We start from the raw sequence: 23,446 nt of genomic DNA, 5'->3' as shown, positions 1-23,446 counted from the left end.
CGCGATGAAACGATTGAGCCTGCTTCTGATATGGGCCGCCCTGCCCGGTCTCGCCGACGTCACCAGCCCCAGCGGCAAAACCGTCGAGTGCTATTGCACCGACAGCTCCGGCAGCCGGATTGAATTGGGGCAGACCATCTGCCTGCAAGTGGACGGGCGCATGTTCATGGCACAGTGCCAGATGTCGCTCAACGTGCCGATGTGGCGCGAGGTGAGCCAAGGCTGCCTGTCTTCGTCACTCGAGGGCGGCGATCACCCCCTCCAGTCGTTTGCGGTTGACGCCCAGATCTGACGCGCCAAAGCGCAATCGCCCAAACATCCGGATGTCGTTGCCACGCAGCTCGACCGTTGTCATGTCCGGAAAGCCGAACACGGCAGAGCGCGTCACATAGGTGACATGGCCCGCGTCGACCGATCCGGCCAGAACCCGCGTCCGCGGCAAGCCCCGCATCAGCTCATCGACCGCCTGCAAGGTCCCCTCCTCCGCCGGAATAACCCGCACCGCACCGCCCGCGAGATCCGCATCCTCCGCCATCTCCACCGGCAGATGCCAGCGCTCTGGATCAATCGGGGCCAGCCGCACATAGGCCATCGCCGCAACGATCGCCCCGATCAGACCCCAAAGCACCATGCGTTTCACCCGTCCAGAAATACTCCCGCCGGAGGCGCCCACACCCTCAGCGCACCTTCACGCCGGGCAGGACGCACAACAGCTCAAAGAGGATATTCGCGCCCACCAGCGCCGTGTTGCCCGTCGCATCATAGGGCGGCGAGACCTCCACCAGATCGCAGCCCACGATGTTCAGCCCCTTCAGCGCGCGAATGAGCTCCATCGCCTGGGGCGTGGTCAGCCCGCCGATCTCCGGTGTGCCCGTCCCCGGCGCGAAGGCCGGGTCGAGACTGTCGATGTCGAAGCTCACATAGGTCGCCTGATCCGGCCCGATGTCGCGGCGCACCTCGCCCCCCAGCGTCGAGAGGCTGCGGTGCCACAGCTCCTGCGCCGGGAACTGCTGGAACCCCCAGCCCTGCGCCTCCGAGAAATCAGACGCGGTATAGCCGGTGCCGCGCAGCCCGATCTGATAGGTCTTCTCCGGCAGGATCAGCCCCTCCTCATAGGCGCGGCGGAACACCGTCCCATGCGTTTCGCGCTCGCCGAACATCTCGTCGTTGACATCCGAATGCGCATCCACATGCACCAGCGCCACCGGCCCGAAGCGCTTGTGCATCGCCCGCAGGATCGGCAGCGTGATCGAATGATCGCCGCCAATCGCCATCGGCATCGCATCGTAGTTGAGGATCGCCTCATAGCTCTCCTGAATGATCCGCAGACTGTCGGCCAGCGAAAAGGTGTTGATCGCCAGATCGCCGATGTCCGCCACCTGCAGGCTGTCGAACGGGGCCGCGCCGGTGCCCATGTGATAGGGCCGGATCATCGCGCTCTGGCTCCGCACCTCTTTCGGTCCGAACCGCGTGCCCGACCGCCAGGAGGTGCCGATGTCCATCGGGATGCCGAGGAAAGCCACATCGAGCCCCTTGAGATCGTTCACATACGGCAACCGCATGAAACTGCCCGGCCCCGAAAACCGTGCGAGATCGTTGCCGCTGATCGGTTGGTTCTTCTGTCTGCTCATGCCTTGCCTTCTTCGCGCATCCGCCAGCCCAGCAGACACAGGATCTCCGTCGCCACATGGGCGCCCGCAATCGCGGTCGCCCCGGTTGTATCAAAGGGCGGCGAGACCTCAACCACATCGCCGCCGCGGATGTTGATCCCGGCCAGCCCCCGCAGCATCGCCGCCGCCTGCGCCGAAGTCAGCCCGCCCCAGACCGGCGTGCCCGTGCCCGGCGCATAGGCCGGATCGAGCGCGTCGATATCGAAGGTCAGATAGCAGGGCCGATCCCCGAGAATGGCTTTGATCTTCTGCACCACCGCCGCCGGCCCGCATGCGTGCACTTCGGCGGCATCGATGATACTCACCCCCAGCGTGTCCGCATTCGTCGTCCGGATCCCCACCTGCACAGAGCTCGCCGGGTCCACGATCCCCGACTTCACCGCCTTGTAAAACATCGTGCCATGATCCACGCGGGACATGTCGTCATCCGCCCAGGTGTCGGTATGGGCGTCAAACTGCAACAGGCTCATCGGACCATACCGCTCCGCATAGGCCCTCAGGATCGGGAAGCTGATGTAGTGATCGCCGCCCAGCACCACGCTCGCCGCACCTGCCTCGAGAATGCCGCCGACATGCGCGGTCAGCGCGTCCGGGAAAGCCGGGATAGTGGCGTAGTCGAAGGCCAGATCGCCGTAATCCACGATCACCCGCTCGGACAAGACATCGAAGGGCCAGCCATAAGGCGGGTCCGGCGCCTGCAGGGTCGAGGCCTCGCGGATCGCACGCGGACCCAGCCGCGTGCCGGGCCGGTTCGTCACCGCCTGATCGAAGGGTACGCCCGTCACGGCAATATCGACACCCGCGAGGTCCTTGGTATAGCGCCGGCGCAGGAAGGACAGCGCGCCGCCGAAGGTCAGCTCGAAGCTCGGCCCCCGCGGATCCTCCCGCGTGAAGGCGTGGTCCATCTGGGTCTTGGCATCTTCCAGCGCCATGGGTCAGGCGCTGACCGGTTGCGACCGCTCGACCAGCCGGGCAAAGAACGAAGCGCCAATCGGTGCAATCTCATCGTTGAAATTGTACTTCGGATGATGCACGCCCGCGGTATCGCCCTGCCCCAGCATCAGATACGCGCCCGGCCGGGCCTCCAGCATGTAGGAGAAATCCTCGGCCCCCATCACCGGGTCGACGTCCGGGTTCACACCCGCTTCGCCCGCCACGTCCCCGGCCACCTCTGCCGCAAACTCGGCCTGAGCCGCGTGATTCACCGTGGGCGGATAGCCGAATTCGATCTCCAGCTCGGCCGTAAGGCCAAAGCTCGCCGCATGGCCGTCCACGATCTCCTGCATCCGCTTCACAACCATGGCCTGCACCTCCTTGCTGAAGGTCCGGATGGTCCCGTTGATATAGCAGCTCTCGGGGATCACGTTGTCGGTGGTGCCGGCGTGGATCTGCGTCGCCGAGATCACCAGCTGGTCGAGCGGGTTGCGATTGCGGCTGACGATGGTCTGAAGCGCCTGCACCAGAGAACAGGCCGCCACCACCGGGTCGATGGTATCATGCGGCCGCGCCGCATGGCCGCCCTTGCCGGTTATACGAATGTGGAAGGTGTCCGCAGCCGCCATAATCGGCCCACTGCGCGTGTTGAAACTGCCGAAGTCCTTCCCCGGTGCGTTGTGGATGGCAAAGACCTGCGCAATGTCGAAGCGCTCCATGATGCCCTCCTGCACCATGACCTCGCCGCCGCCGCCGAACTCTTCCGCCGGCTGGAAGATGAGCGCCACCCGGCCTGCGAAATTCCGCGTCTCCGCCAGGTACTTGGCCGCCCCCAGCAGCATCGCCGTATGTCCGTCATGGCCGCAGGCGTGCATCTTGCCGTCATGGGTCGAGGCATAGGGCACGCCCGTCTCTTCGGTGATCGGCAAGCCGTCCATATCGGCGCGCAGCCCGATCGTCGGCCCCTCACCGCGCCCTTCGATGATCGCGACGATCCCGGTCTTGGCGATCCCCTCATGCAGCGCATCGACCCCGATCTCGCGCAGCCGCTCCGCCACGAAAGCGGCGGTCTTGTGGCACTCCAGCCCCAACTCCGGGATCGTATGCAGATGCTGGCGCCAGGCCGCCATCTCCGCACTCATGTCGGCAATCCGGTTTACCACGGGCATAGGGGTGGACTCCTTGGGTGATTGTTTGTCAGGTGCATGTGACACGACAGAGAGGCGGGCTGCAATGGGGGACGATCTGATCCACGACCAAGACGCGGGCATCGAGCGGCTGCTGCACATCATGCGCTGCCTGCGCGACCCCGACACCGGCTGCCCGTGGGATATCGAACAGGACTTCGACAGCATCGCGCCCTACACCATCGAGGAAGCCTATGAGGTTGCCGATGCAATCCAGCGCCGCAATTGGGCCGAGTTGGAGGGCGAGCTGGGCGATCTGCTGTTGCAAACGGTCTATCACACGGCCATGGGCGAGGAGGCCGGACATTTCTCCTTTCAATCCGTGGTGCAGGCGATCTCCGACAAGATGGTCGCGCGCCACCCGCATGTCTTCGGCGACGAGAACCGGGATAAATCCGCCGCTCAGCAGACCGCCGATTGGGAAGCGATCAAGGCCGCCGAACGGGCAGGCAAGGCGCAGAAAGGCGCGCTTGATGGGGTCGCCATCGGACTGCCGGCACTACTGCGCGCGCTGAAACTGCAAAAGCGCGCCGCCCGCGTAGGCTTCGACTGGCCCTCGACCACACAGGTGCTCGACAAGCTGCGCGAAGAGGCCGCGGAACTGGTCGAAGCGCAGAACACCCTCAGCGCCGATGAGATCGAGGATGAATTCGGCGATCTGCTCTTCGTCATGGCCAACCTCGGGCGCCACCTCGGCGTCGACCCCGAAGCCGCCCTGCGCCGCACCAATGCGAAGTTCACACGCAGATTTGAAGAGGTCGAAGCCCGTCTGGCCGCGCGCGGCAAAACCCCCGCAACCAGCACGCTGGAAGAGATGGACGCGCTCTGGTCCGACATCAAGGCCGCAGAACACGCCCGCGCCTGAGCGCGCCCGCGCTCACCCATTCCTGACCGTCTGGACAAATTCCGCGTTGCTTGCGACGGTGCGGCGGCGCGATTCTGGAGCCTCCATGCCCCCCCGTAAGATCATCATCGACACCGACCCCGGTCAGGACGACGCGGTTGCTATCCTGCTGGCCCTGGCCAGCCCGGAGGAGATCGAGGTCTTGGGCATCACCTGTGTGGCTGGCAATGTGCCGCTGGCGTTCACTTCGAAGAATGCCCGGATCATCTGCGAATTGGCGGGCAAGCCGGAGGTGAAGGTCTATGCCGGCTGCGACCGCCCGCTGGGGCGCGATCTGGTCACGGCCGAGCATGTGCACGGCGAGACCGGGCTGAACGGCCCCGTGCTGCCCGATCCAGTGATGCCGCTGCAAGAGACGCACGCCGTCGACTACCTCATCGAGACACTGCGCGCCGCCGCACCAAAATCGGTCACGCTCTGCCCGCTCGGGCCCCTCACCAACATCGCCACCGCGCTCACCCGCGCGCCCGAGATCGCTGAGACGGTACAGGAAATCGTGCTGATGGGCGGGGCCTATTTCGAGGTCGGCAATATCACCCCCACGGCAGAATTCAACATTTATGTCGACCCGCAAGCTGCTGATATCGTGTTTAAATCCGGTGTTCCGATTGTGGTCATGCCGCTCGACGTGACCCACAAGGCCCTGGTCACCGCCCCCCGCAACGCAGCCTTCCGCAATCTGGGAAATGCCGTCGGAACCGCCGTCGCTGAAATGACCGATTTCTTCGAGCGCTTCGACCGCGAGAAATACGGCTCCGACGGCGCGCCGCTGCATGACCCTTGCGTGACCGCTTATCTGATCCGCCCGGAGCTCTTCAGCGGCCGCCAGATCAATGTCGAGATCGAGACGCAGTCTGAACTGACCATGGGCATGACCGTGGCCGACTGGTGGGGGGTGACCGACCGCCCGCCCAATGCGCTCTTTATCCAGGACATCGATGCGGATGGCTTCTTCGGGCTTCTGACCGAGCGGTTGGCCCGGCTATGAGTGCCGCGCTGACCTTGGCACAGCCCGAACACGCTGACCGGCTCGACGCGCTGGTGGCGGCCTTTCATGCCGAGGCCGGGATCGACCTGGCTGATGATGCCCGCCGCGCCGGGCTGATGCCGCTCCTCGAAGGCTCACCGCATGGGGCCGCCTATCTCATCGGGCCGCCCCGCGCGCCCATCGGCTATGTCGTGATCACCTTCGGCTGGTCGCTGGAGTTCGGCGGGCTCGACGGATTTGTCGATGAGATCTACATCCGCCCCGGCGTGCGCGGGCGCGGCATCGCCTCGGAGACGCTGCACAGCCTGCCCCGGGCACTTGCGGGCGCGGGCCTCAAGGCGCTGCACCTGGAGGTTGACCGCACTGCGAAAGGCGCACAGAAGCTCTATGCCCGCGCCGGGTTCACGCCGCGCCCCGATTACATGCTGATGACCCGCCGGTTCTGAACCTCTGGCGTCCCAAGCCTCGTGCGCCTATCTAGGAGGCATGAGTTTCGCCGCCCCCTTCGACAACAGCTATGCCGCGCTGCCACCCGGCTTCTACACCCGGCTTGATCCGACCCCGGTCAAGGCGCCGCGGCTTTTTGCCTACAACACCGATCTGGCCGCACGCCTGCGCCTGCCGGAGGCGCCGGAAGACGAGCTCGCCGCGATCTTCTCCGGCCAGAAAGTGCCGGAGGGCGCCGCGCCGCTCGCCCAGCTCTACGCCGGCCACCAGTTCGGCACCTTCAACCCACAGCTCGGCGATGGCCGCGCGATCCTGCTGGGCGAGACGGTGGGGACCGACGGAGTTCGTCGCGACATCCAGCTGAAAGGCTCGGGGCCGACGCCCTACTCCCGCATGGGCGACGGCCGCGCCTGGCTGGGCCCCGTGCTGCGGGAATATGTCATCTCCGAGGCGATGCACGCGCTTGGCGTCCCCACCACGCGGGCACTTGCGGCCGTGCTCACGGGCGAAGAGGTCTACCGCGAGGCGGCCCTGCCCGGCGCGGTGCTCACCCGCGTGGCCCAAAGTCACTTGCGCGTCGGCACCTTCCAGGTTTTCGCCTATCGCGGCCAAAAGGCCGAGTTGAAGCGCTTGACCGACTACGCCATCGCCCGCCACGCGCCGGACGCCGACGGCCCTATGGGGCTGCTGCGCGCGGTCTGCGCCCGCCAGGCCGATCTGGTCGCCGCCTGGATGTCGGTGGGGTTCATCCACGGCGTGATGAACACCGACAATTGCACCATATCGGGCGAGACCATCGACTATGGCCCCTGTGCCTTCATAGACGACTATCACCCCGACACGGTCTTCAGCTCCATCGATCAGATGGGCCGCTATGCCTACTCCAACCAGCCGCGCATCATCGTCTGGAACATGGCGCAATTCGCCACCGCGCTGATCCAGCAGCTGGAAGATCCGGCACAGGCGGTCGACGAGGCCAGCCAGATCGTGCACGCGATGCCGGCGCAGATCGAAGCCGCCTGGCTCAAACGGTTCGGCGCCAAGCTCGGCCTCTCCGACCCGCAACAGGACGACATCGCGCTCATCGAGGACCTGCTCAAGCTGATGCAGGAGGAGCGTGCCGACTTCACCAATACCTTCGACGCACTTGCCCGCGCGGACGCCCGCGATCAATTCCTTGACCGGGACGCCTTCGACGCCTGGGCCACCGGCTGGCAGGCCCGCATCGCCACCGAGGACGACCCGCAGGCCACGATGCAGGCCGCCTCACCAAGGATCATCCCGCGCAACCACCGCATCGAAGAGATGATCGAGGCCGCCGTCGCGGGCAACACCGCGCCGTTCACCCGGCTGATGCAGGCGCTCGCCGCCCCCTACACCACGGATGACCGCGACCTCATGCGCCCACCCACCGATGCTGAACGCGTGCCCGCCACCTTCTGCGGCACCTGACGGCCCCTCACCCGCCCGCCGGATCTTCTGGCGCTCGCCCCTTCACCCGTCCAAAAATACTCACATCCCCGACCGCACCAATCGCGGCCGCCGGTTGATCAGAGTGATGCCTGCCGCCACCAGCACCAGCGCGACCCAGACCTTCACACTCACCTCCTCACCCAGCAGAAGCCAACCGAGGATCACCGCAAAAACCGGCGAGAGGAAGCTGAAGGAGGCCACCGAGGAGGCCGGGTAAATCGACAGAAGCCAGAACCACGCCAGAAACCCCAGGCTCGCCACCGCCACGATCTGAAACAGCAGCCCGGCCAGGTGAATGGGCTGCAGATCGCGGATCAGATCGCCGAAGGCCAGCGAGGCCAGCAGCAACAGCGGGGCCGAGACCACCACCTGAAACATCAGCTGCTGCGCGGGCGGCACCGCGTTGAGCGGCGTGATCTTCACGCAGAGCGCGATCCCGGCCCAGCACATGGCTGAGGTCAGCGCCAGCAGGTCGCCCGTCAGGCTCGCGGTGCTGTCACCGCGGTCGAGCAGCGCCAGCGCCACGCCAACCATGGCCAGCACCAGCCCGAGCACCCGCACGCCCGTCAGCCGGTCCGACGGGATGAGAAAATGGCTCGCAATCGCCAGCCAGACCGGCATGGAATAGAAGATCACCGAGGCCCGGCTCACCGTCGTGAAATCGAGCGCGGTGAAAAGGCAGGTGAACTCCAGCGCAAAGAGCGCACCCGAGACCAGCCCCGCAGGCACCGCTGCGCCCGGCACCGCGAGGCTGATGCCGCGCAGCCGCATCCAGAGCAGCAACACCAGAATGGCCCCCGCCGAGCGCAGGCCGGCGGCGAAGACCGGGTTGAAGCCCCCATTGGTCACCTTGATCACCACCTGGTTGAAAGCCAGATGCAGCGCGAAGGCGATCAGCGCCGCCGCCCCGAAGGCATCCATGTGAGATTTCTGCTCCATGGCGCCACAAGGGCGCGGGGCCGGAGGAATGTCAATTCCCGGCCCGCCCCGTTACAAAGTCAATTCACCGGCACCGCTCAGGCTACATGTCGCCCGCCGCCCGAGGGCCCAGAGGCACCGCCCTGCCCGCCACCAGGTTTGCCGCCGCGCCGCCGCCGACGCCGGTTGCCACCGGGCTTCGCCGCCGGCGCCTGTCCAGCAGCAGACATGCCAGAGCCCGAACGGCGCCCACGCCCCCGACCGCGGCCCTTGGGCTTGGTCTCAGCCGGCGCGTCCATGGCCTCCCAAGGCCGCCCCGATCCCACGGGAATCGCAACCCCCATGGTCTTCTGAATGGCCTTGAGCTGATCCATCTCGTCCGGCGCACAAAAGGCGATGGCCGCGCCATCCTTGCCTGCTCGCGCGGTCCGCCCGATCCGGTGCACGTAGCTGTCCGGCACATTCGGCAGATCGTAGTTGTAGACGTGTTTCACATCCGGGATGTCCAGCCCCCGCGCCGCCACATCCGTCGCGACCAGCACGGTGATCTCGCCGGATTTGAAGGCGGCCAGCGCCCGGTCACGCTGCCCCTGGCTCTTGTTGCCATGGATCGACGCGGCGGCATAGCCGGCCTTCACCAGCGTCTTCATCAACTTCTCCGAGCCGTGTTTCGTGCGCCCGAAGACCAGCGCGCGCTCCTCCCGATGCCCCGCCAGCATCTCGATCAGCAGCCCCGCCTTCTCGGATTTGGCGATGAAATGCACCTCCTGCGTGACCTTGTCCGCCGCCTTGCCCGGAGGCGAGACCTCCACGCGAATGGGACGGCGCAGATAGCTCTGCGCCAGTTCGTTCATCTGCTTGGGCATGGTCGCCGAAAACAACATCGTCTGACGCTCTTTCGGAAGAACTGCGGCGATCTTGCGCAGGTCATGGATGAAGCCCATGTCCAGCATCTGGTCGGCCTCATCCAGCACCAGGAAGACCGTCTCATCCAGCCGCACCGCACGGCGATCCATCAGATCGAGCAAGCGCCCCGGCGTCGCCACCAGCAAATCCACGCCGCGCGCCAGCCGATCGATCTGGCGGTTGATGGACTGCCCGCCCACCACCATCGCCACGCGCACATTCGTCTTCTCGGCAAAGCCGCGCAGGTTCACGCTGATCTGCGTCGCCAGCTCCCGCGTCGGCGCCAATACCAGCCCGCGCACGGACTTCGGCGCGGGCCGCCCCTCCAGCTCGAGCATCTGTGCCACCAGTGGCACGCCGAAGGCCGCCGTCTTGCCGGTGCCGGTCTGTGCCAACCCCATCACGTCGCGCCCGTTCAGCGCATGCGGAATCGCCTGTTTCTGGATCGGGGTCGGATCGGTCAGACCCATCTCGGTCAGCCGTGCCACCAGTTTCGGCGGCAGGCCCATCATGTCAAAATCGCTCATTCATCTCTTTCCGGCGCAGCGCCACAGCGGGCGCGCGCGATATCTCATATCGAGGCCATCTCGGCCCCGTCGTGGCACGCCAACCGGATCGCAGGCGCCGCCTCATGCTGGCACCCGTCCATGGCGTCTGCACCCACGCGTGATTTTGGGAACATCAGCGGGCCGTTCGAGGAGAGCACTTCCGGCGGGGAGATCCCGCAGCTCTCCGGACTGCTCACGCGGCAGACGACATCGCTTGGGTTGCACTTGGGGGTTCTGGGCCCATAAGTCAACCGAAAAGAAGCGAAAAACGTCACTGGAAGCAAAGCGCAAGACCCGCTAAACCTGTCGCCCAATCGGGAAGGGAGCGACATGGGCACCACCATCATCGAGCGCTGCGAAGCCAAGGGGCTGCGGATGACCGGGCAGCGCCGCGTGATCGCAAGGGTGCTCGAAGACAGTGCCGACCATCCGGATGTGGAAGAGCTCTATGCCCGCGCCTCGGCCATCGACGCCGGCATTTCGCTGGCGACGGTCTACCGGACGGTCAAGCTGTTCGACGAGGCTGGTATTCTCGACAAGCTGGAGTTCGGCGACGGCCGCGCGCGCTATGAGGATGCCGAGCGCGATCACCACGATCACCTGATCGACATCACCTCCGGAGAGGTGATCGAATTCGTCGATGCCGAGATCGAAGCGCTGCAGGAACGCATCGCGCGCAAACTCGGCTATGAGCTGCGCGGCCACCGGCTGGAGCTCTACGGTGTGCCACTCAAGAAAAACTGACCCGGCGCTGCATACGCGAGAGGCCTTCTTGCACCAGCCCTGCGCCATTCACGACAGGGCCAAAATCGCAAGAAAACGATGGTGCAATGCCCGGAGCTCGTCCTGAACGGCGACATCCGAAGGCAGCCCGCATTTCGGCCATTCGCTGCAACTGCAAATTTGAGAGATGAACGCACTCAGACATCGCGGACGAACCCGTCGTTCGGCGGGCAAACAGCGACCCCTGCATGACGACCTTCCGACGACATTGCGTCCAGAACACGCGTCGTGAAATCATCCTTCGGTCGATACTTCGCGGCAGGTGTGCAGGACCACATCACCGTCGATCAGCGCCTCGCCTTGGGCGAAGAACCGGGCGACGGCCTCGGACGCGTTGTGCGTGTCCTTCGCCGCCTCGTCCCTGAAGCGTTCATAGGTTGTGAAGACCGACGGGTCCTCCAGGCCTTGCGACACATGAAAGCCGAGCGTTTCGGGCTCATGCGCTTTCACATGGGCGGCGACATCCAGCAGCGCATCGCGCAGGGCCGTCTCCTGGCCGGATCTGGCCCGAATAATGGCGGTGATCGTGATCATCTAGCGTTTCGAGTCCAGAGGCCCGGCGAGGCCAACCCAGTCAGTGGCCGACCTCGCTTGCGCCCTATTGTGCCGGCGTCAGTTCAGGTTCGGCGGCTGCAGGCTTGGCGACGGTTCCGGTCCAATCCACCGTTGCCTCGAAGGCTGCCGCAGCGGCATAGATGGTGCTTTCCGCATAATCCGCACCGGTCAGCATCAGACCCACCGGCAAGCCGTCGACTTCGCCGCAGGGGATCGACATGGACGGGTGCCCCGTCACATCGAATTGCGAAGTATTCGCGATCATCTCGAAGGCCCGCGCAATCACTTCCGAGATCGGCGCGCCCGGCTCCGGCAGTTTGGAGGCGGTGATCGGCAGGGTCGGCATCAGCAGCAGATCGTAGTCGGCAAAGACCGCGTCATAGGCCGCCTTGACCTTGCGCGACAGGTTCTGCGCCTTGGCGTAGTAGCGCCCGTTGTAGTGGTCGATCCCGTATTGCCCGATCAGCATGCAGATTTTCAGGCTTTCGGAGAGGTCATCGGCCTTGCCGCGCCAGCCTGCATGGTAGTCCATCAGGCCGACGTCATAGGCGCCTTTCCAGTTCATACCCATGCCGTTGCCCTGCATCATCTGCCACTGCAGACCTTCGATCGCGATCGGGCCCCAGACGGCGGCGGCCAGCAGGTGCTCGGGGATCGAGATCTCCTCGACCGTAGCACCCAAACCACGGAAGGTTTCCGCTGCTTCCTTCACCGAATCCGCCACGCCGGGCATCATGTTCGCGGCGACAAAGCCTTCCTTCAGGACACCGATCTTCATGCCCGAGACGCCGCGATCCAGCGCATCGGTGTAGCTGTCGACCTTCGGGGAATACTGGCGCGGGTCCAGCCCATCGGCACCGGCCAGCACCTCGAGCATCAGAGCGTTGTCGGCGACGGACATAGTCATCGGGCCGGTGTGATCAATCGTGCTCTCGATGGGCATCACACCGGTATAGGGCACAAGCCCGTGGGTCGGCTTCATGCCCGCGATCCCGCAGTAGGACGCAGGCATCCGGATCGATCCGCCCTGATCGCCCCCGATGGCCATGTCCACGTCGCCCGCGGCCACGAGGGCTGCACTGCCCGAGGAGGAGCCACCTGCGGAGTACCCTATGCGGCGCGGGTTGTGGACCATCGACGGCTTCGACGTGTGGCTGCCGCCGGAGAGGCAGAAGTACTCGCAGACCGCCTTGCCTTCGATTGTCGCCCCTTCGTCCAGCATGCGTGTGACGATGGTTGCGTCCGCCACCGGCACAAAGCCTTCCAGGGTGGAGGCGCCGTTCGTCATCGGCACGCCAGCCAGGGCGACATTGTCTTTCAGGGCCACCGTCTTGCCCTTGAGCTTGCCGTCCGCAGCGCCTTTCACTTCGACCTTGCGCGCCCAGGCACCATAGGGGTTCTCTGCCGCGGTCGGCGCGTAGCCGGAGGTGCGGGGATACTTCACCGGCGGGGTGAAATCGGGCTCCGCATCGACGACATCGTAAGCGTCGAAATTCGGCTGCATCAGGGTATGATACTCCTCCGCCTCGGCCCGCGTCAGGGTCATCCCCAACCCGTCCGCTATCTCCAGAAGCTTTTCGACTGTGGGTCTCTTGATGGTCATGGATCTTCTCCTCTCGATCATTTGGGTTTCGGTGATGCGGCCTCCCCGCCGCAGGCTCGGATGATCAGGCTGTTGTCATGCCGACAAATTCAGACACGGTTTCCGGGTTCTTGAGATCTTGCGGCATCAACTCGCCGGTGATGGCGCCTTTCTGGATGATCAGCACCCGGCCCGAGAGGGCCGCGATGAAATCGAGGTTCTGCTCCACCAGCACGAGCGACAGCCCGCGTGTGCGCAAGGTCTTCAGCGTGTCCACGATCTCCTCGAGGATCGAGGGCTGTATGCCTTCCGTCGGCTCGTCGAGCAGCATGAGCTTGGGCCGCGCACACAGGCATCGGGCCAGCGCCAGAAGCTGTTGCTCGCCGCCAGAGAGCGCCCCACCGCGCCGGTCGAGCAACCGTTGCAGACGCGGGAACAGCTCAAGGATCTCATCGAGGAGCGCGGGGTCTTCCTGGGTGCTGCCCGCCATGCCCATGCGGAGATTTTCGTGCACGGAGAGATCGGGAAAGATCTGCCGCCCCTGCGGCACCAGTCCAAGGCCCGCAAGCGCGCGCTTGTGCGCAGGCATTCCGGTGATGTCCTGCCCGTCAAAGCGAATGGTCCCGCCCGTGGCCGGCAGATGGCCCATCAGCGTGTTCATCAGCGTGGTCTTGCCCATGCCATTGTGGCCGAGAATGCCTAGGAACTCGCCGTCTTCGACCCCGAGGGTCACACCGGCCAGGATGGGGATGCGGCCATAACCGGACCGGAGCGCATCGACTTCGAGGATCATGCCGCCAACCCCTTGCCCAGATAGACGTCGCGGACCCGCGCGTCTTCCAGCACGCGCGCCACATCATCCTCGATCAGCACAGCACCCTGATGCAGAACCGTCACCGTCTTTGCGATCATCTTGATGAACTGCATGTCGTGTTCGACCACGATGAGCGCGCGGGTCTTGTTGATCTCCTGGATCAGGTCCGCCGTGCGCTCGACCTCCTCATGGGTCATGCCCGCCGCCGGCTCATCCAGCAGGATCAGCTCAGGCTCGCCGGCCAGAACGGTGCCGATCTCGACCCATTGCCGTTGACCATGGGCAAGCTGTCCGACCTCCTTGCCCGCAATCGCGGTCAGCCGCAGGTCAGTCAGGATCTGCTCTGTCAGCTCGGTCGCAAAGTTCGGGGTATGTTTGTGACGCGCGGCGATCCACAGGTTTTCCTGCACGGTCATCGCGTTGAAGACATTCGGCACTTGGGTCTTGATCCCGACCCCTTGCCGCGCGATCTCATGCGGACGCGCGCCCGAGATATCTTGGCCGCGCAGATGCACGTGCCCCTCGGTGGGGCGCAGCTGCCCCGTCAGTAGCTTGAAGAAGGTGGATTTGCCGGCGCCGTTCGGCCCGATCAGACAGCGCAGCTCGGATTCCTTCAAGGTGAAGTCCACACGGTCGACGGCCGTGACCCCGCCGAAGCGGATCGTCAGGCCACTGGTTTGCAGCAAAGGCGCGCTCATGTCTTCACCTTCACGGAGACGTCGGGCGGGGCGTCACCGCGTTCGGCAAACCGCGACATCACCATGTCGCGCAATGTGGGCGCGATGCCTTTGGGCACGAGCAGCACGAAGACGATCAGGATGGCGCCGAGCACGAAATTCGCGTCAAACGCCTGCTGCGCACCGATCTCCGTCACCAGCCACTGCAGCAGCAGGCAGCCGATGATCGGCCCGATCAGCGTACCCCGCCCGCCGATGATGACCCAGATGATAATCTGCGCCGAGAGGCCCAAGGCAAAGATCGTCGGGCTGACGAAGGCGCCCCAGTTCACGTAAAGCGCGCCTGCAAAACCCGCAATGGCCCCGCCGATCATGAAGGTGATCAGCTTGTAGATCCGAGGGTCGTACCCGAGCAGCGCCGCCCGCGTCTCATTCTCGCGAATTGCGATGATGATGCGCCCGAAGGAGCTTGCGATCAGCAGGCGCAGGCCCAGGTAGACAACGATCAGCGCGATGCCAGTGACCATCCAGGCCTGCTCTGGCGTCAGGATGTAGCCGGGATTGCCCGGCAGATTGAACGTGGGCACGCCCGGCATGCCGTTGAAGCCGCCGAGGCGCGCGTCTCCGATCTTGTAGAAGTCGCCCGCGGTCGAGTTGACCAGATTGAACAGGATCAGCGAGACGGTGAGCGTGATCACCCCCAGATAGACATCGCTGATCCCGCCGTAGATCATGAAGTAGCCCAGCAGCGCCGCGAAGATCACCGGGATCAGGATCGCCAGCAGGATCGCAGGCGTGCTGTCGGCGAAGTTGATGGCCGCCACCGCGTAGGTATAGGCGCCCAGCCCGAAAAACGATGTCTGACCGAAGCACAGGATGCCGCCGTAGCCCCAGATGAACCCAAGGCTGAGCGCCAGAACGGCCATCGCCGCAAAGACCGTGAGCTGCATGATCTGGAAGAGATCGACGTAAAGTGGTGCGGTGAGGATCCCGACGGCAGCGATGGCCGAGCCAATCAGGGCGCCTGTCATTCCGTTCAACAGTTGCATTACAAACGTCCCTTGAAGAAGCGGCCCGAGATGCCTGTGGGCAGCAGCCGGATCAAGATCACGGCCGCGATGAAGAGGATCACCTCGCCAAAGACCGGCGTGGTCAGGAAGGCCGCGATCTGGTTGATGAAGCCGAAGAGCCCCGAGGCTGAGATCAGACCCCAGAGGACCGAGGTGCCGCCCCCCACAACGGTGATGAAGGCCTTGGCGATATACGCGGCTCCCATGGTCGGCACCACGCCCGCCACCGGGGCGAGCAGCCCGCCCGCGAGCCCGGTCATCGCCGCCCCTGCCCCGAAGGTCGCCATATAGACGCGTGCCGGATTGACGCCCAGCGTCGCCGCCATATCCGGGTTCTGCATGACCGCGCGGGCAATGAGCCCCGCGCGGGTATAGCGCATCACCGCAAAGACCGCGGTCATGAGGAAAAGCGCCATCAACGCCAGGAACGGCGTGTAGAGGCTCGACTGATAGGCACCGACCTGAAACCCACCCAAGGGCGAGGAGACGCCGACAATCGTATTGCCGAAGATCATCGTTGTACCGCCCACGATCACCAGGCTCAGACCCCAGGTCGCCAGCATCGTGTCGACTAGCCGCCCGTAGAGAAACTGGATCAGGCATCGCTCGACGATAACACCCACAAGCCCGACGAAAACCGGCGCGATCACCAGCATCGCAAACCAGATGTTCACGCCCGCGTTCACCGCCAGCACCGTGGCGTAGGCCCCGAGCATGAGGAATTCCCCATGCGCGAGGTTGATGATTTTCATCATGCCGAAGATCACCGCCAGGCCGGCGCTGATCAGCACCAACGAGGCGATGCCGCTGACAACGTCGAGCCCTACGATGATCGCGATATCCATGCGGCCGACCTCAGATGTCGATGATGTAGTGGGTGGTGTCGTTCGGATTGGCCTCCAGATCGCAGACAGCGGCCGTATCCAGCGGTGCCTGCTGTTCGAAGGTTTCCAGCACGTTCCACCTGCTCTCGACCACCTCGGCGAGGAAGGTGTTGCGCGTCACGTGATGGGTCTTCGGATCCACCACGACCGGACCACTTGGCCCCTCGAAGGAGAGCCCGGTCTCCAGTGCTTCGATCACCGCCATCCGCTCGACGCTGCCCGCCTTCTTCACGCCCTCGGCCCAGAGGTGCACGCCCTCGTAACTGGCTGCGGCCAGCTCACTGATATAGGGCGTCTGCGCGCCGTGCTCGCTCTTGATCGCTTCGACAAAGGCCTGGCTTGCCGGTGTCTGCAGCTCTTCGAAGTATCCGTAGCTGCCGAGCACGCCGCGGCTCTCGGCATCTTCCAAGGTCGCGGGTTCGTTCACGAGGCCAAAGGTGGTGGAGGCAATCGGGATCTCGTCCTTCAGCCCGGCCGCCGCCCACTGGCGGTAGAAGGCGGTGTGGTTGCCGCCGACCATGGCAGACAGCAGCAGGTCGGGCTCCGCCGCCTGAATGCGCGAGATCGACGGGCCGAAGTTCGTCACATCAAGCGGGAAGAAGTCCGTCGACAGCACCTCGCCGCCGTTGTCTTCCACATATTTCCGCATCCACTTCGCGGTGATCTGGCCATAGTTGTAATCCGCCGCGATGATATAGGCCTTCTTGCCCCAGAGGTTCATCGCGTAAGGCACCAGCTTTTCGACCGTCTGCGCAGGCGTGGTGCCCGTATTGAACGTGTTGCGGTCACAGACGCCGCCTTCGTAGAGCGTGTTGTAGAAGTAAAGCGTGCGGAACCGGCTGAAGATCGGGCGGATCGCCTCGCGCGAGGCCGAGGTGATGCCGCCGTGGATCACGTCCACCTTGTCGCGCACGGCCAACTGCTGCGCGAATTGCGAATACAGCTGGATGTTCGACTGCGTGTCGTAGTTGATCAACTCGACCTCACGGCCCAGGAGGCCACCCGCATCGTTGATCTCCTTCACCGCGAGCATGATGGCATAGACCATGGGCTCTCCGGTGGCGGCCAAGGGGCCGGCCAGATCGTGCAGGCTGCCCAGCTTGATCGGTCCGTCGTCTGCGCGCGCCACACTGCCAATGAGCGCGGGCGCGGCCAATACGACGCCACCCGCGGCGGAGTTCCGGATAAATCTACGACGAGAGAGTGTCATCTACGTTTCCCTTCTGTTGGTCGGTGTCTCTTTGTTTTCCGAGACTGTTCCGTGGTTGATCCTTCGCCGCGCGCCGGGATCCGGCCCGCGAGCGGTGCTTTGGCTGTGGCATCACTCCGCCATGGTCTTCTCAAACGTGAGCTGTTCGACAGCAGCGGCGATGCGGAAGAGTGTCGTCTCCTCGAGCTTGCGGCCGACAAACATCGCGCCGATGGGCCGGCCGTCGTCGGTGGTGCCTGCCGGAACCGAAATGCTGGGGTGTCCGGTGACGCAGGAGGGGGATGTGTTGGGGATCATCGCAAAGGCGCGCTCGACAATCGTCTCGCGGCTGGCGTCCGGGCCCGGTAGCGGCGTGGCGGCCATCGGTGTCGTTGGCATTAACAGAACATCGAACCGGCTCAGCGCATCGTCATAGGCCGCCGTCAGCAGCCGGTTGAGGTTCTGCGCCTTGCCGTAGTAGCGCCCCTTGTGCCGCGAAGACATGTAATGCCCCATCAGCAGACCCAGCTTCAGCGTCTCCGACATCTCGTTGGCACGGGCTTTCCAATGCGACTGCTTGTCCAACAGGCTCTCGAGAAAGACGCCCTTCATGTTGGTGCCATAGGCGTTCTGCCGCATCATCAGCTCGGTCGCGCCTTCGAGGAAGATCGGCGTCCAGATCGCAGCGCCTGCCGCGTGCAGCGGCATCGAGACCTCTTCGACATGGGCTCCCAGCGATGCCAGCCGATCGGCCACGTCGCGGATGCGCGCGTCGACTTCAGCTTCACCGCCCGGGTGTCCGAAGCCTTCGGAAACGACACCGATCTTGAGCCCGCGCGGCGACTGTCCGAGCCCGGCGGAATAGTTTTGGCTCGGCGCGCCCGACTGGCGCGGATCAAGCCCGTCCGGGCCCGCCATGACCTCCAGCATCAGCGCGCTGTCCGCTACGGTCCGTGTAATCGGGCCCGCGTGATCCACGGTCAGCTCGACCGGGAAGATACCCGTGTAGGGCACCAGCCCGTGCGTTGGCTTCAAACCCACCACCCCACAGAACGACGCCGGAATGCGGATGGAGCCGCCCTGGTCGCCCCCCGTCGCCATATCGACGATACCGGCCGCCACCAGCACGGCCGATCCCGAGGACGACCCTCCTGCATTATGGCCGGGCACCACCGGGTTTTCCACCGGTCCGCTGGCCGAGGTGTGGCTGCCGCCCGAGGCGCAGTAGTACTCGCAAACCGCCTTGCCGTGGATATCGGCACCGGCGTCCAGCAGCCGTGTCACGATCGTCGCGTCGGTTTCGGGCACGTAGCCTTCGAGGATGGTGGAGCCGTTTTCCATCGTCACACCGGCGACGTTCACGTTGTCCTTGATCGCGACGGTTTTGCCGGAGAGCTTGCCGGAAGGGGCGCCCTTGATCTCTGTCTTGACGATCCAGGCATTGAACGGATTGTCTGCGGGATCAGGTCTGACACCCGGCGCGCGGTCGTAGCTCACCGGTGGCAGCGGGCTTTTCATGTCGTCCACAACATCGTAGGCGTCAAAGAGGCCGCCCATAAGGCCTAGAAAAGAGGCACTGTCCTCTGCGCTCAGTGTCAGGCCCAGTTCAGCGCCCGCCGCCTGCACGTCGTTGACTTCTGGACGGTCTATCATACCAAAATTCCAGCCTTCTCGGGCCGCCCAGGCGCATGTCCCTGGCGGCGCAATCCATGTCCGATGCACGCGATGAGTCGAGCTTCGACGCGTAGTGACCTGATAAAACTATATAAAATGAGGCGGTCGCGTCTTGCCGCGCAACGCTGCTTCATGCACTCCCAGTCTCCAGCATCAGCATATAAGTGAATTTAGTTGAATTGGAAACTTATTTTTGGTTAACCTTTGAGAACCGCATCGGCAACAGACTGCGATCGCAAAATTCCTCGTTTTTGGTTGCCAGGCGGCAAAGTGCTCAACATTTAATCAGTGACCCCGCATGTTGTGACACCGTTTGACCCGCCGCAAAACGGCGCCGGGTCGTGATCACCGATCCAACGGCCCCCCGGCTGACCAGACACGTGAGAAGGAGACGACACGATGCCGCATGACCACCCTCATCCGCACAACAGACCGCTGTCGGATGTGGAACTGCGCGTGAAGGCGCTGGAATCCATTCTGACGGAGAAGGAGTTGATCGACCCCGAGGCAATCGATCTGATTGTCGAAACCTACGAGACGAAGATCGGCCCGCGCAACGGGGCCCGCGTCGTCGCCAGGGCCTGGAGCGATCCGGCCTACAAGGAGCGTCTTTTGAGCGATGCCACCGCGGCGATCAGCGAGCTTGGGTTCTCCGGCGTGCAGGGCGAAGACATGGTGGTGGTCGAGAACACGGACGAGGTGCACAACATAGTCGTCTGCACCCTCTGCTCCTGCTATCCGTGGCCGACCCTCGGCCTGCCGCCGGTCTGGTACAAGGCAGCCCCCTATCGTGCGAAGGTGGTCAAGGACCCGCGCGGCGTGCTTGAGGAGTTCGGCGTCACCCTGCCGGAAGACACCGAAATCCGTGTCTGGGACAGCAATGCCGAGCTGCGGTACCTGGTCCTGCCGAAACGGCCCGACGGAACAGACGGGATGACCGAAGAGCAACTGGCCGAGCTGGTCACACGCGATGCGATGATCGGCACGGATGTGCTGACGGCGCAGTGACGGCCGCAACCCGACAAGAAGGATCTCACAATGAACGGCATACATGATCTCGGAGGCATGGACGGTCTTGGCCCGATCAACCCGGCCAAGGACGAACCCATTTTCAAGGATGACTGGGAGCGGCGGATGTTCGGCCTCTTCATCTCGTGTTTTGCGGGTGGGCATTACAACGTGGACGAGTTCCGCCACGCCATCGAGCGCATGGACCCGGCGCATTACCTGGAGACGAGCTACTACGAACACTGGCTGACGTCGCTGGAAACGCTTCTGGTGGAAAAGGGTGTCGTTACGCAAGACGAGCTCGCCGCCCGCAAGAAACATATCGCGATGGAGGATGCCTGATGCCGACCCTGACACCCGATGTCGTGCCGGGTCTGATCGCCACCGGAGCCTCGGCGCGGCTGGACGAGGATGTGGCGCCGACATTCAAGATAGGTGACAGGGTGGAGATGAAGAACATCAACCCCGTCACACACACCCGACTGCCGCGCTACGTCCGCGGCAAGACGGGGGTCGTGGAGCGCGATCACGGCGTTTTCGCCTTTCCCGACACCGGCGCGCATGGGCTGGGGCACAAGGCGCAGCATGTCTATTCCGTGAAGTTCTCCTTCCGCGAGCTCTGGGGGGACGATCATGCGGAGAACATGTATCTCTATATCGACATGTTCGATGACTACATGAAGGCGGTATAATGAAGGATCAGATCAAGGGGTCCGACCTCAAACGCACACCGCACCTGCCGCATGACGAAGGTGGTCCCGTCTTCAATGCGCCATGGGAGGCAAAGGCTTTCGCGATGACGGTGGATCTGCACAAGCGTGGTCTCTTCGCATGGTCCGAATGGTGCGAAACACTCTCGGAGGAGATCAAATCGGCGCAAGCGGCGGGCGATCCGGACCTGGGCGACACCTACTACAAGCATTGGCTCAGCGCTCTGGAACGCATGATGACCACAAAGAAGGTCACCGATGTGCAAAGCCTGCGGGCCGCCAAGGAGGACTGGCGCGCCGCGGATCAGCATCGCGGGTTCGGCGAAGCGCCTGTGCTTGTGAAAGGAGCGGCTCGGTCCGAGGCATAGATGCTCTGGTCTGGTCGCTGTGAGCTTGGCCGGAACCTGGGTCGGATCTCACCATGCCGCGGAGAGCGTCAGGTCAGCGTATCCAGTGCTTCCCGCAGCAGCTTCGCTTTCTCCGACCCGATCGCCTCGATGATCCGGTCGTTCTGTTCCTCGACGTGCAGGGCGATCTTGTCCGACACGCTGATCCCCAGATCTGTGAGCGCCAGTTGAACCCTGCGTTGGTCTTCAGGGGAAAGTTGCCGCTGGACCAGCCCATCCGCGACCATCCTGTCCACCAGCTTGGTCAAGGTCGGAGGGTTCATCAAAACGACTTCTGCCAATTCGCGCATTGTGATACCCTCAGAGGCACGAAGCGATTGCAACACCCGCCACGTCTCGACCTGAACGTTCAGCGCTTTGAGTTTCTGGCTCAGCTCGGTGTGGAGCTTTCGATGCGCTGCGGCGAGCGCATAAGAAATGTACGAATCCACTGTTTTTTGAGGCTTTGGCATCCGGCGACCCAAGGTTCGATAGGTACGTAGTTGACGTTGCACACCCCGAGTATCACCGTCTTTGGGGCAAAACTAGCAAAGAAACCTGATCAATGGCGTCGGCGCACATATATCTTTGGAGACGTGGCGAGACGGCATCTTTTCCGTATGGCGTTTCGGATGTCCGCCAGCATAGCAAGGCACATCGGCCTTACCGCGTCGCCCTGCTCATCCCCATGTGTGGCGCAGCAGGTCTGTGGGCTCCGTCGTGCATCGCAAGTGCGGAAGTGGCGCTTCAGGAACTCAACGCCACCGCGGGCATTGCCGGGCGTCCGGTCGAGATCGTGGTGATCGACGCGGCACTCGAAGCCGAAACGCCGGTCGAGGATGTGGCGGATGAGCTGGTCTCGCACGGATGCATCGATGCGATTGTCGGCATGCATATCAGCGCTGTGCGGCAGAAGCTCGTTGCAACCGTTCGAGGGCGTGTGCCGTTCGTTTATACGCCACTCTACGAGGGCGGCGAGGCCTCTCCGGGCGTCTTCACGATTGGCGACACCCCAGCGCGGCAGCTCGGCCCCGCAATCGGATACATGAGTGCGCAGTTCAAGCTAAAGAAATGGGCCTTGATCGGCAACGACTATATCTGGCCGCGGGTCTCGCACGCCTATGCCAAGACACAATTCCATCACGAACACCGCGAGTTGGTCTACGAAAAATACCTCCCGTTCAGCTCAAAAGAGCTCGCAGATGAGGTGGAGACCATTGGCAAGTCCGGCGCGGATGCGGTTCTCATATCCCTGGTCGGCCAGGACGCGGTGGAGTTCAATCGCCTTTTCGGCGCGATGGGGCTGTCATCCAAGATGTTTCGCCTCTCCTGCGCAATCGAGGAGAACGGCTTGTTGGCCAGCGGTGCCCGCAACCTCGACCGGCTCTTCTCCTCGGCTTCTTACTTTGCGGGGCTGGAAACCGCCGGCAATGCCGAGTTCCGCGAAAAGTATCACAGCCTCCACCAGGAGCGCGCGCCCATGCTGAACGCGCTCGGCCAGTCCACCTATGAAGGTCTGCATTTCCTGGCCAGGCTGGTCGAGCAATCGGAAGGGCATTGGCTGACACGTGAGGGGGTCGCACCAAGGCCGATCGAGTACAAGAGCGCGCGGCGTGGATTGTACCTGACAAACGCTCACAACAAATCGCCGGTCTTTCTGGCGCGTGCGAATGGCTTTTTGTTTGACGACCTGACGCGGCTGTCCTGAAACGCGACGGATTATGTATTCATACCCCACAGGTCCAACGCTTGAGCGTTCGGCAATCGCAAGTCCGCGCGCACGTGAGCGCATCAAGCCATGCTTTTCCCGGCGCAGCGTGCACGGTGCACATCATCCTGCCACCGCAGTCTGTCAAAGGAAGATGTTCACGGCGGCCTGCAAAACAGTGTCGGGAGCGATATTCGAACGTGATCCCTCTCGAGCTTCAGGGTCCGATCCTGATCGCGCTGTGCATTGATCTCGGATTCTGCCGCTGCGCAGCAGCACCAGAATGTGTATGCGCACAAAGGCATTGAGACCGCGTGCGCTCTTATCGGAACACCAAGAATTCTGAAAAGAGCCTATTCTGTTCTCTAATCTGTCAATGCGTGTTTTCTGAACTTCCTTCTTCTTGCGTCTGAGGTTGCCTTTGTTCTCTTC

Annotated in this window: 27 protein-coding genes; 11 read left to right on the top strand and 16 right to left on the bottom strand. The window is 63.6% G+C overall.

The window, feature by feature from the left end:
- Window positions 1-4: 4 nt before the first annotated feature.
- The gene (locus tag MUB52_RS10850; protein ID WP_263844247.1) at window positions 5-292 is read left to right on the top strand and encodes a hypothetical protein; all 288 of its coding nucleotides are present in this window, start codon (window positions 5-7) and stop codon (window positions 290-292) included.
- On the opposite strand, the gene MUB52_RS10845 is transcribed toward MUB52_RS10850, so the two are convergent.
- Genes MUB52_RS10845 through MUB52_RS10830 form a run of 4 tightly spaced genes read right to left on the bottom strand, consistent with a single transcriptional unit; the run spans window position 236 to window position 3,772 of the window.
- Window positions 236-631 carry a DUF1499 domain-containing protein gene (locus MUB52_RS10845; RefSeq protein ID WP_263844246.1) on the bottom strand — a complete coding sequence of 132 codons (396 nt, stop codon included), beginning with the start codon at window positions 629-631 and terminating at the stop codon, window positions 236-238. The two genes, MUB52_RS10850 and MUB52_RS10845, sit on opposite strands and share 57 nt — an antisense overlap.
- Window positions 632-677: 46 nt before the next feature.
- Window positions 678-1,631, bottom strand: a complete 954-nt coding sequence (speB, locus tag MUB52_RS10840) for an agmatinase (protein ID WP_263844245.1) — start codon at window positions 1,629-1,631, stop codon at window positions 678-680.
- The gene (speB, locus tag MUB52_RS10835) at window positions 1,628-2,602 is read right to left on the bottom strand and encodes an agmatinase (RefSeq protein WP_263844244.1); all 975 of its coding nucleotides are present in this window, start codon (window positions 2,600-2,602) and stop codon (window positions 1,628-1,630) included. The genes speB (MUB52_RS10840) and speB (MUB52_RS10835) overlap by 4 nt, the downstream gene beginning before the upstream one ends.
- 3 nt (window positions 2,603-2,605) lie before the next feature.
- On the bottom strand, window positions 2,606-3,772 hold the full coding sequence (locus MUB52_RS10830) for a M20 aminoacylase family protein (protein ID WP_263844243.1): 1,167 nt from the start codon (window positions 3,770-3,772) through the stop codon (window positions 2,606-2,608).
- A gap of 64 nt (window positions 3,773-3,836) precedes the next feature.
- On the opposite strand from MUB52_RS10830, the gene mazG reads away from it, so the two are divergent.
- The 4 genes from mazG (at window position 3,837) to MUB52_RS10810 (ending at window position 7,581) form a co-directional block, all read left to right on the top strand.
- Window positions 3,837-4,655, top strand: coding sequence for a nucleoside triphosphate pyrophosphohydrolase (mazG, locus tag MUB52_RS10825; protein ID WP_263844242.1), 819 nt, complete (start codon window positions 3,837-3,839; stop codon window positions 4,653-4,655).
- Window positions 4,656-4,740: 85 nt separating this feature from the next.
- The gene (locus MUB52_RS10820) at window positions 4,741-5,682 is read left to right on the top strand and encodes a nucleoside hydrolase (RefSeq protein WP_263844241.1); all 942 of its coding nucleotides are present in this window, start codon (window positions 4,741-4,743) and stop codon (window positions 5,680-5,682) included.
- Entirely contained in the window at window positions 5,679-6,128 is a 450-nt protein-coding gene (locus MUB52_RS10815) for a GNAT family N-acetyltransferase (protein ID WP_263844240.1), read from the top strand. The genes MUB52_RS10820 and MUB52_RS10815 overlap by 4 nt, the downstream gene beginning before the upstream one ends.
- Before the next feature lie 40 nt (window positions 6,129-6,168).
- Complete coding sequence (locus MUB52_RS10810) at window positions 6,169-7,581, top strand: protein adenylyltransferase SelO (protein ID WP_263844239.1); 1,413 nt, start codon at window positions 6,169-6,171, stop codon at window positions 7,579-7,581.
- A 60-nt stretch (window positions 7,582-7,641) separates the two neighbouring features.
- Here MUB52_RS10810 and MUB52_RS10805 read toward each other — a convergent pair whose 3' ends face one another.
- Together MUB52_RS10805 and MUB52_RS10800 are read right to left on the bottom strand one after the other, a co-directional pair.
- Window positions 7,642-8,541 (bottom strand): DMT family transporter, encoded by a 900-nt coding sequence (locus MUB52_RS10805; protein WP_263844238.1) that lies wholly within the window; start codon window positions 8,539-8,541, stop codon window positions 7,642-7,644.
- 77 nt (window positions 8,542-8,618) lie between these two features.
- Window positions 8,619-9,953, bottom strand: coding sequence for a DEAD/DEAH box helicase (locus tag MUB52_RS10800; RefSeq protein ID WP_263844237.1), 1,335 nt, complete (start codon window positions 9,951-9,953; stop codon window positions 8,619-8,621).
- Window positions 9,954-10,304: 351 nt separating this feature from the next.
- Here MUB52_RS10800 and MUB52_RS10795 point away from each other — a divergent pair, with 351 nt between their 5' ends.
- Window positions 10,305-10,718, top strand: a complete 414-nt coding sequence (locus MUB52_RS10795; protein WP_263844236.1) for a Fur family transcriptional regulator — start codon at window positions 10,305-10,307, stop codon at window positions 10,716-10,718.
- A gap of 273 nt (window positions 10,719-10,991) precedes the next feature.
- On the opposite strand, the gene MUB52_RS10790 is transcribed toward MUB52_RS10795, so the two are convergent.
- The 8 genes from MUB52_RS10790 to MUB52_RS10755 form a co-directional block, all read right to left on the bottom strand.
- Window positions 10,992-11,291, bottom strand: coding sequence for a putative quinol monooxygenase (locus tag MUB52_RS10790; protein ID WP_263844235.1), 300 nt, complete (start codon window positions 11,289-11,291; stop codon window positions 10,992-10,994).
- A 64-nt stretch (window positions 11,292-11,355) separates the two neighbouring features.
- A complete protein-coding gene (locus MUB52_RS10785) occupies window positions 11,356-12,915 on the bottom strand; it encodes an amidase (protein ID WP_263844234.1) in 1,560 nt (519 codons plus the stop codon).
- A gap of 64 nt (window positions 12,916-12,979) precedes the next feature.
- Window positions 12,980-13,687 (bottom strand): ABC transporter ATP-binding protein, encoded by a 708-nt coding sequence (locus MUB52_RS10780; protein ID WP_263844233.1) that lies wholly within the window; start codon window positions 13,685-13,687, stop codon window positions 12,980-12,982.
- A complete protein-coding gene (locus MUB52_RS10775; RefSeq protein ID WP_263844232.1) occupies window positions 13,684-14,406 on the bottom strand; it encodes an ATP-binding cassette domain-containing protein in 723 nt (240 codons plus the stop codon). Before MUB52_RS10775 ends, MUB52_RS10780 begins: the two co-directional genes overlap by 4 nt.
- Complete coding sequence (locus tag MUB52_RS10770; RefSeq protein WP_263844231.1) at window positions 14,403-15,434, bottom strand: branched-chain amino acid ABC transporter permease; 1,032 nt, start codon at window positions 15,432-15,434, stop codon at window positions 14,403-14,405. The genes MUB52_RS10775 and MUB52_RS10770 overlap by 4 nt, the downstream gene beginning before the upstream one ends.
- Complete coding sequence (locus tag MUB52_RS10765) at window positions 15,434-16,300, bottom strand: ABC transporter permease subunit (protein WP_263844230.1); 867 nt, start codon at window positions 16,298-16,300, stop codon at window positions 15,434-15,436. The genes MUB52_RS10770 and MUB52_RS10765 overlap by 1 nt, the downstream gene beginning before the upstream one ends.
- A 10-nt stretch (window positions 16,301-16,310) precedes the next feature.
- Window positions 16,311-17,549: an urea ABC transporter substrate-binding protein gene (locus MUB52_RS10760; RefSeq protein WP_263844229.1), complete on the bottom strand. Its 1,239-nt coding sequence runs from the start codon at window positions 17,547-17,549 to the stop codon at window positions 16,311-16,313.
- A gap of 111 nt (window positions 17,550-17,660) precedes the next feature.
- Window positions 17,661-19,181, bottom strand: a complete 1,521-nt coding sequence (locus MUB52_RS10755) for an amidase (protein WP_263844228.1) — start codon at window positions 19,179-19,181, stop codon at window positions 17,661-17,663.
- 420 nt (window positions 19,182-19,601) lie between these two features.
- Between MUB52_RS10755 and nthA the strand changes: the two genes are divergently transcribed.
- Genes nthA through MUB52_RS10735 form a run of 4 tightly spaced genes read left to right on the top strand, consistent with a single transcriptional unit; the run spans window position 19,602 to window position 21,288 of the window.
- Window positions 19,602-20,210: a nitrile hydratase subunit alpha gene (gene nthA, locus MUB52_RS10750; protein WP_263844227.1), complete on the top strand. Its 609-nt coding sequence runs from the start codon at window positions 19,602-19,604 to the stop codon at window positions 20,208-20,210.
- A gap of 30 nt (window positions 20,211-20,240) precedes the next feature.
- Window positions 20,241-20,552: a nitrile hydratase subunit beta gene (locus tag MUB52_RS10745; RefSeq protein WP_263844226.1), complete on the top strand. Its 312-nt coding sequence runs from the start codon at window positions 20,241-20,243 to the stop codon at window positions 20,550-20,552.
- Complete coding sequence (locus MUB52_RS10740; RefSeq protein WP_263844225.1) at window positions 20,552-20,902, top strand: nitrile hydratase subunit beta; 351 nt, start codon at window positions 20,552-20,554, stop codon at window positions 20,900-20,902. The genes MUB52_RS10745 and MUB52_RS10740 overlap by 1 nt, the downstream gene beginning before the upstream one ends.
- Entirely contained in the window at window positions 20,902-21,288 is a 387-nt protein-coding gene (locus tag MUB52_RS10735; protein WP_263844224.1) for a nitrile hydratase accessory protein, read from the top strand. Before MUB52_RS10740 ends, MUB52_RS10735 begins: the two co-directional genes overlap by 1 nt.
- Before the next feature lie 68 nt (window positions 21,289-21,356).
- Here MUB52_RS10735 and MUB52_RS10730 read toward each other — a convergent pair whose 3' ends face one another.
- Window positions 21,357-21,821, bottom strand: a complete 465-nt coding sequence (locus tag MUB52_RS10730; protein WP_263844223.1) for a MarR family winged helix-turn-helix transcriptional regulator — start codon at window positions 21,819-21,821, stop codon at window positions 21,357-21,359.
- 50 nt (window positions 21,822-21,871) lie between these two features.
- Between MUB52_RS10730 and MUB52_RS10725 the strand changes: the two genes are divergently transcribed.
- On the top strand, window positions 21,872-23,014 hold the full coding sequence (locus MUB52_RS10725; protein WP_263844222.1) for a substrate-binding domain-containing protein: 1,143 nt from the start codon (window positions 21,872-21,874) through the stop codon (window positions 23,012-23,014).
- A gap of 144 nt (window positions 23,015-23,158) precedes the next feature.
- Here MUB52_RS10725 and MUB52_RS10720 read toward each other — a convergent pair.
- Window positions 23,159-23,446 (bottom strand): hypothetical protein (locus tag MUB52_RS10720; RefSeq protein ID WP_263844221.1); only part of this gene is annotated, 288 nt, incomplete at its 5' end.

Source organism: Roseobacter sinensis, from assembly GCF_025755255.1.
Classification (GTDB): domain Bacteria; phylum Pseudomonadota; class Alphaproteobacteria; order Rhodobacterales; family Rhodobacteraceae; genus Roseobacter; species Roseobacter sinensis.
The sequence above is the reverse complement of the archived record's forward strand: the minus strand, read 5'-3'. Positions and strand labels throughout refer to the sequence as shown.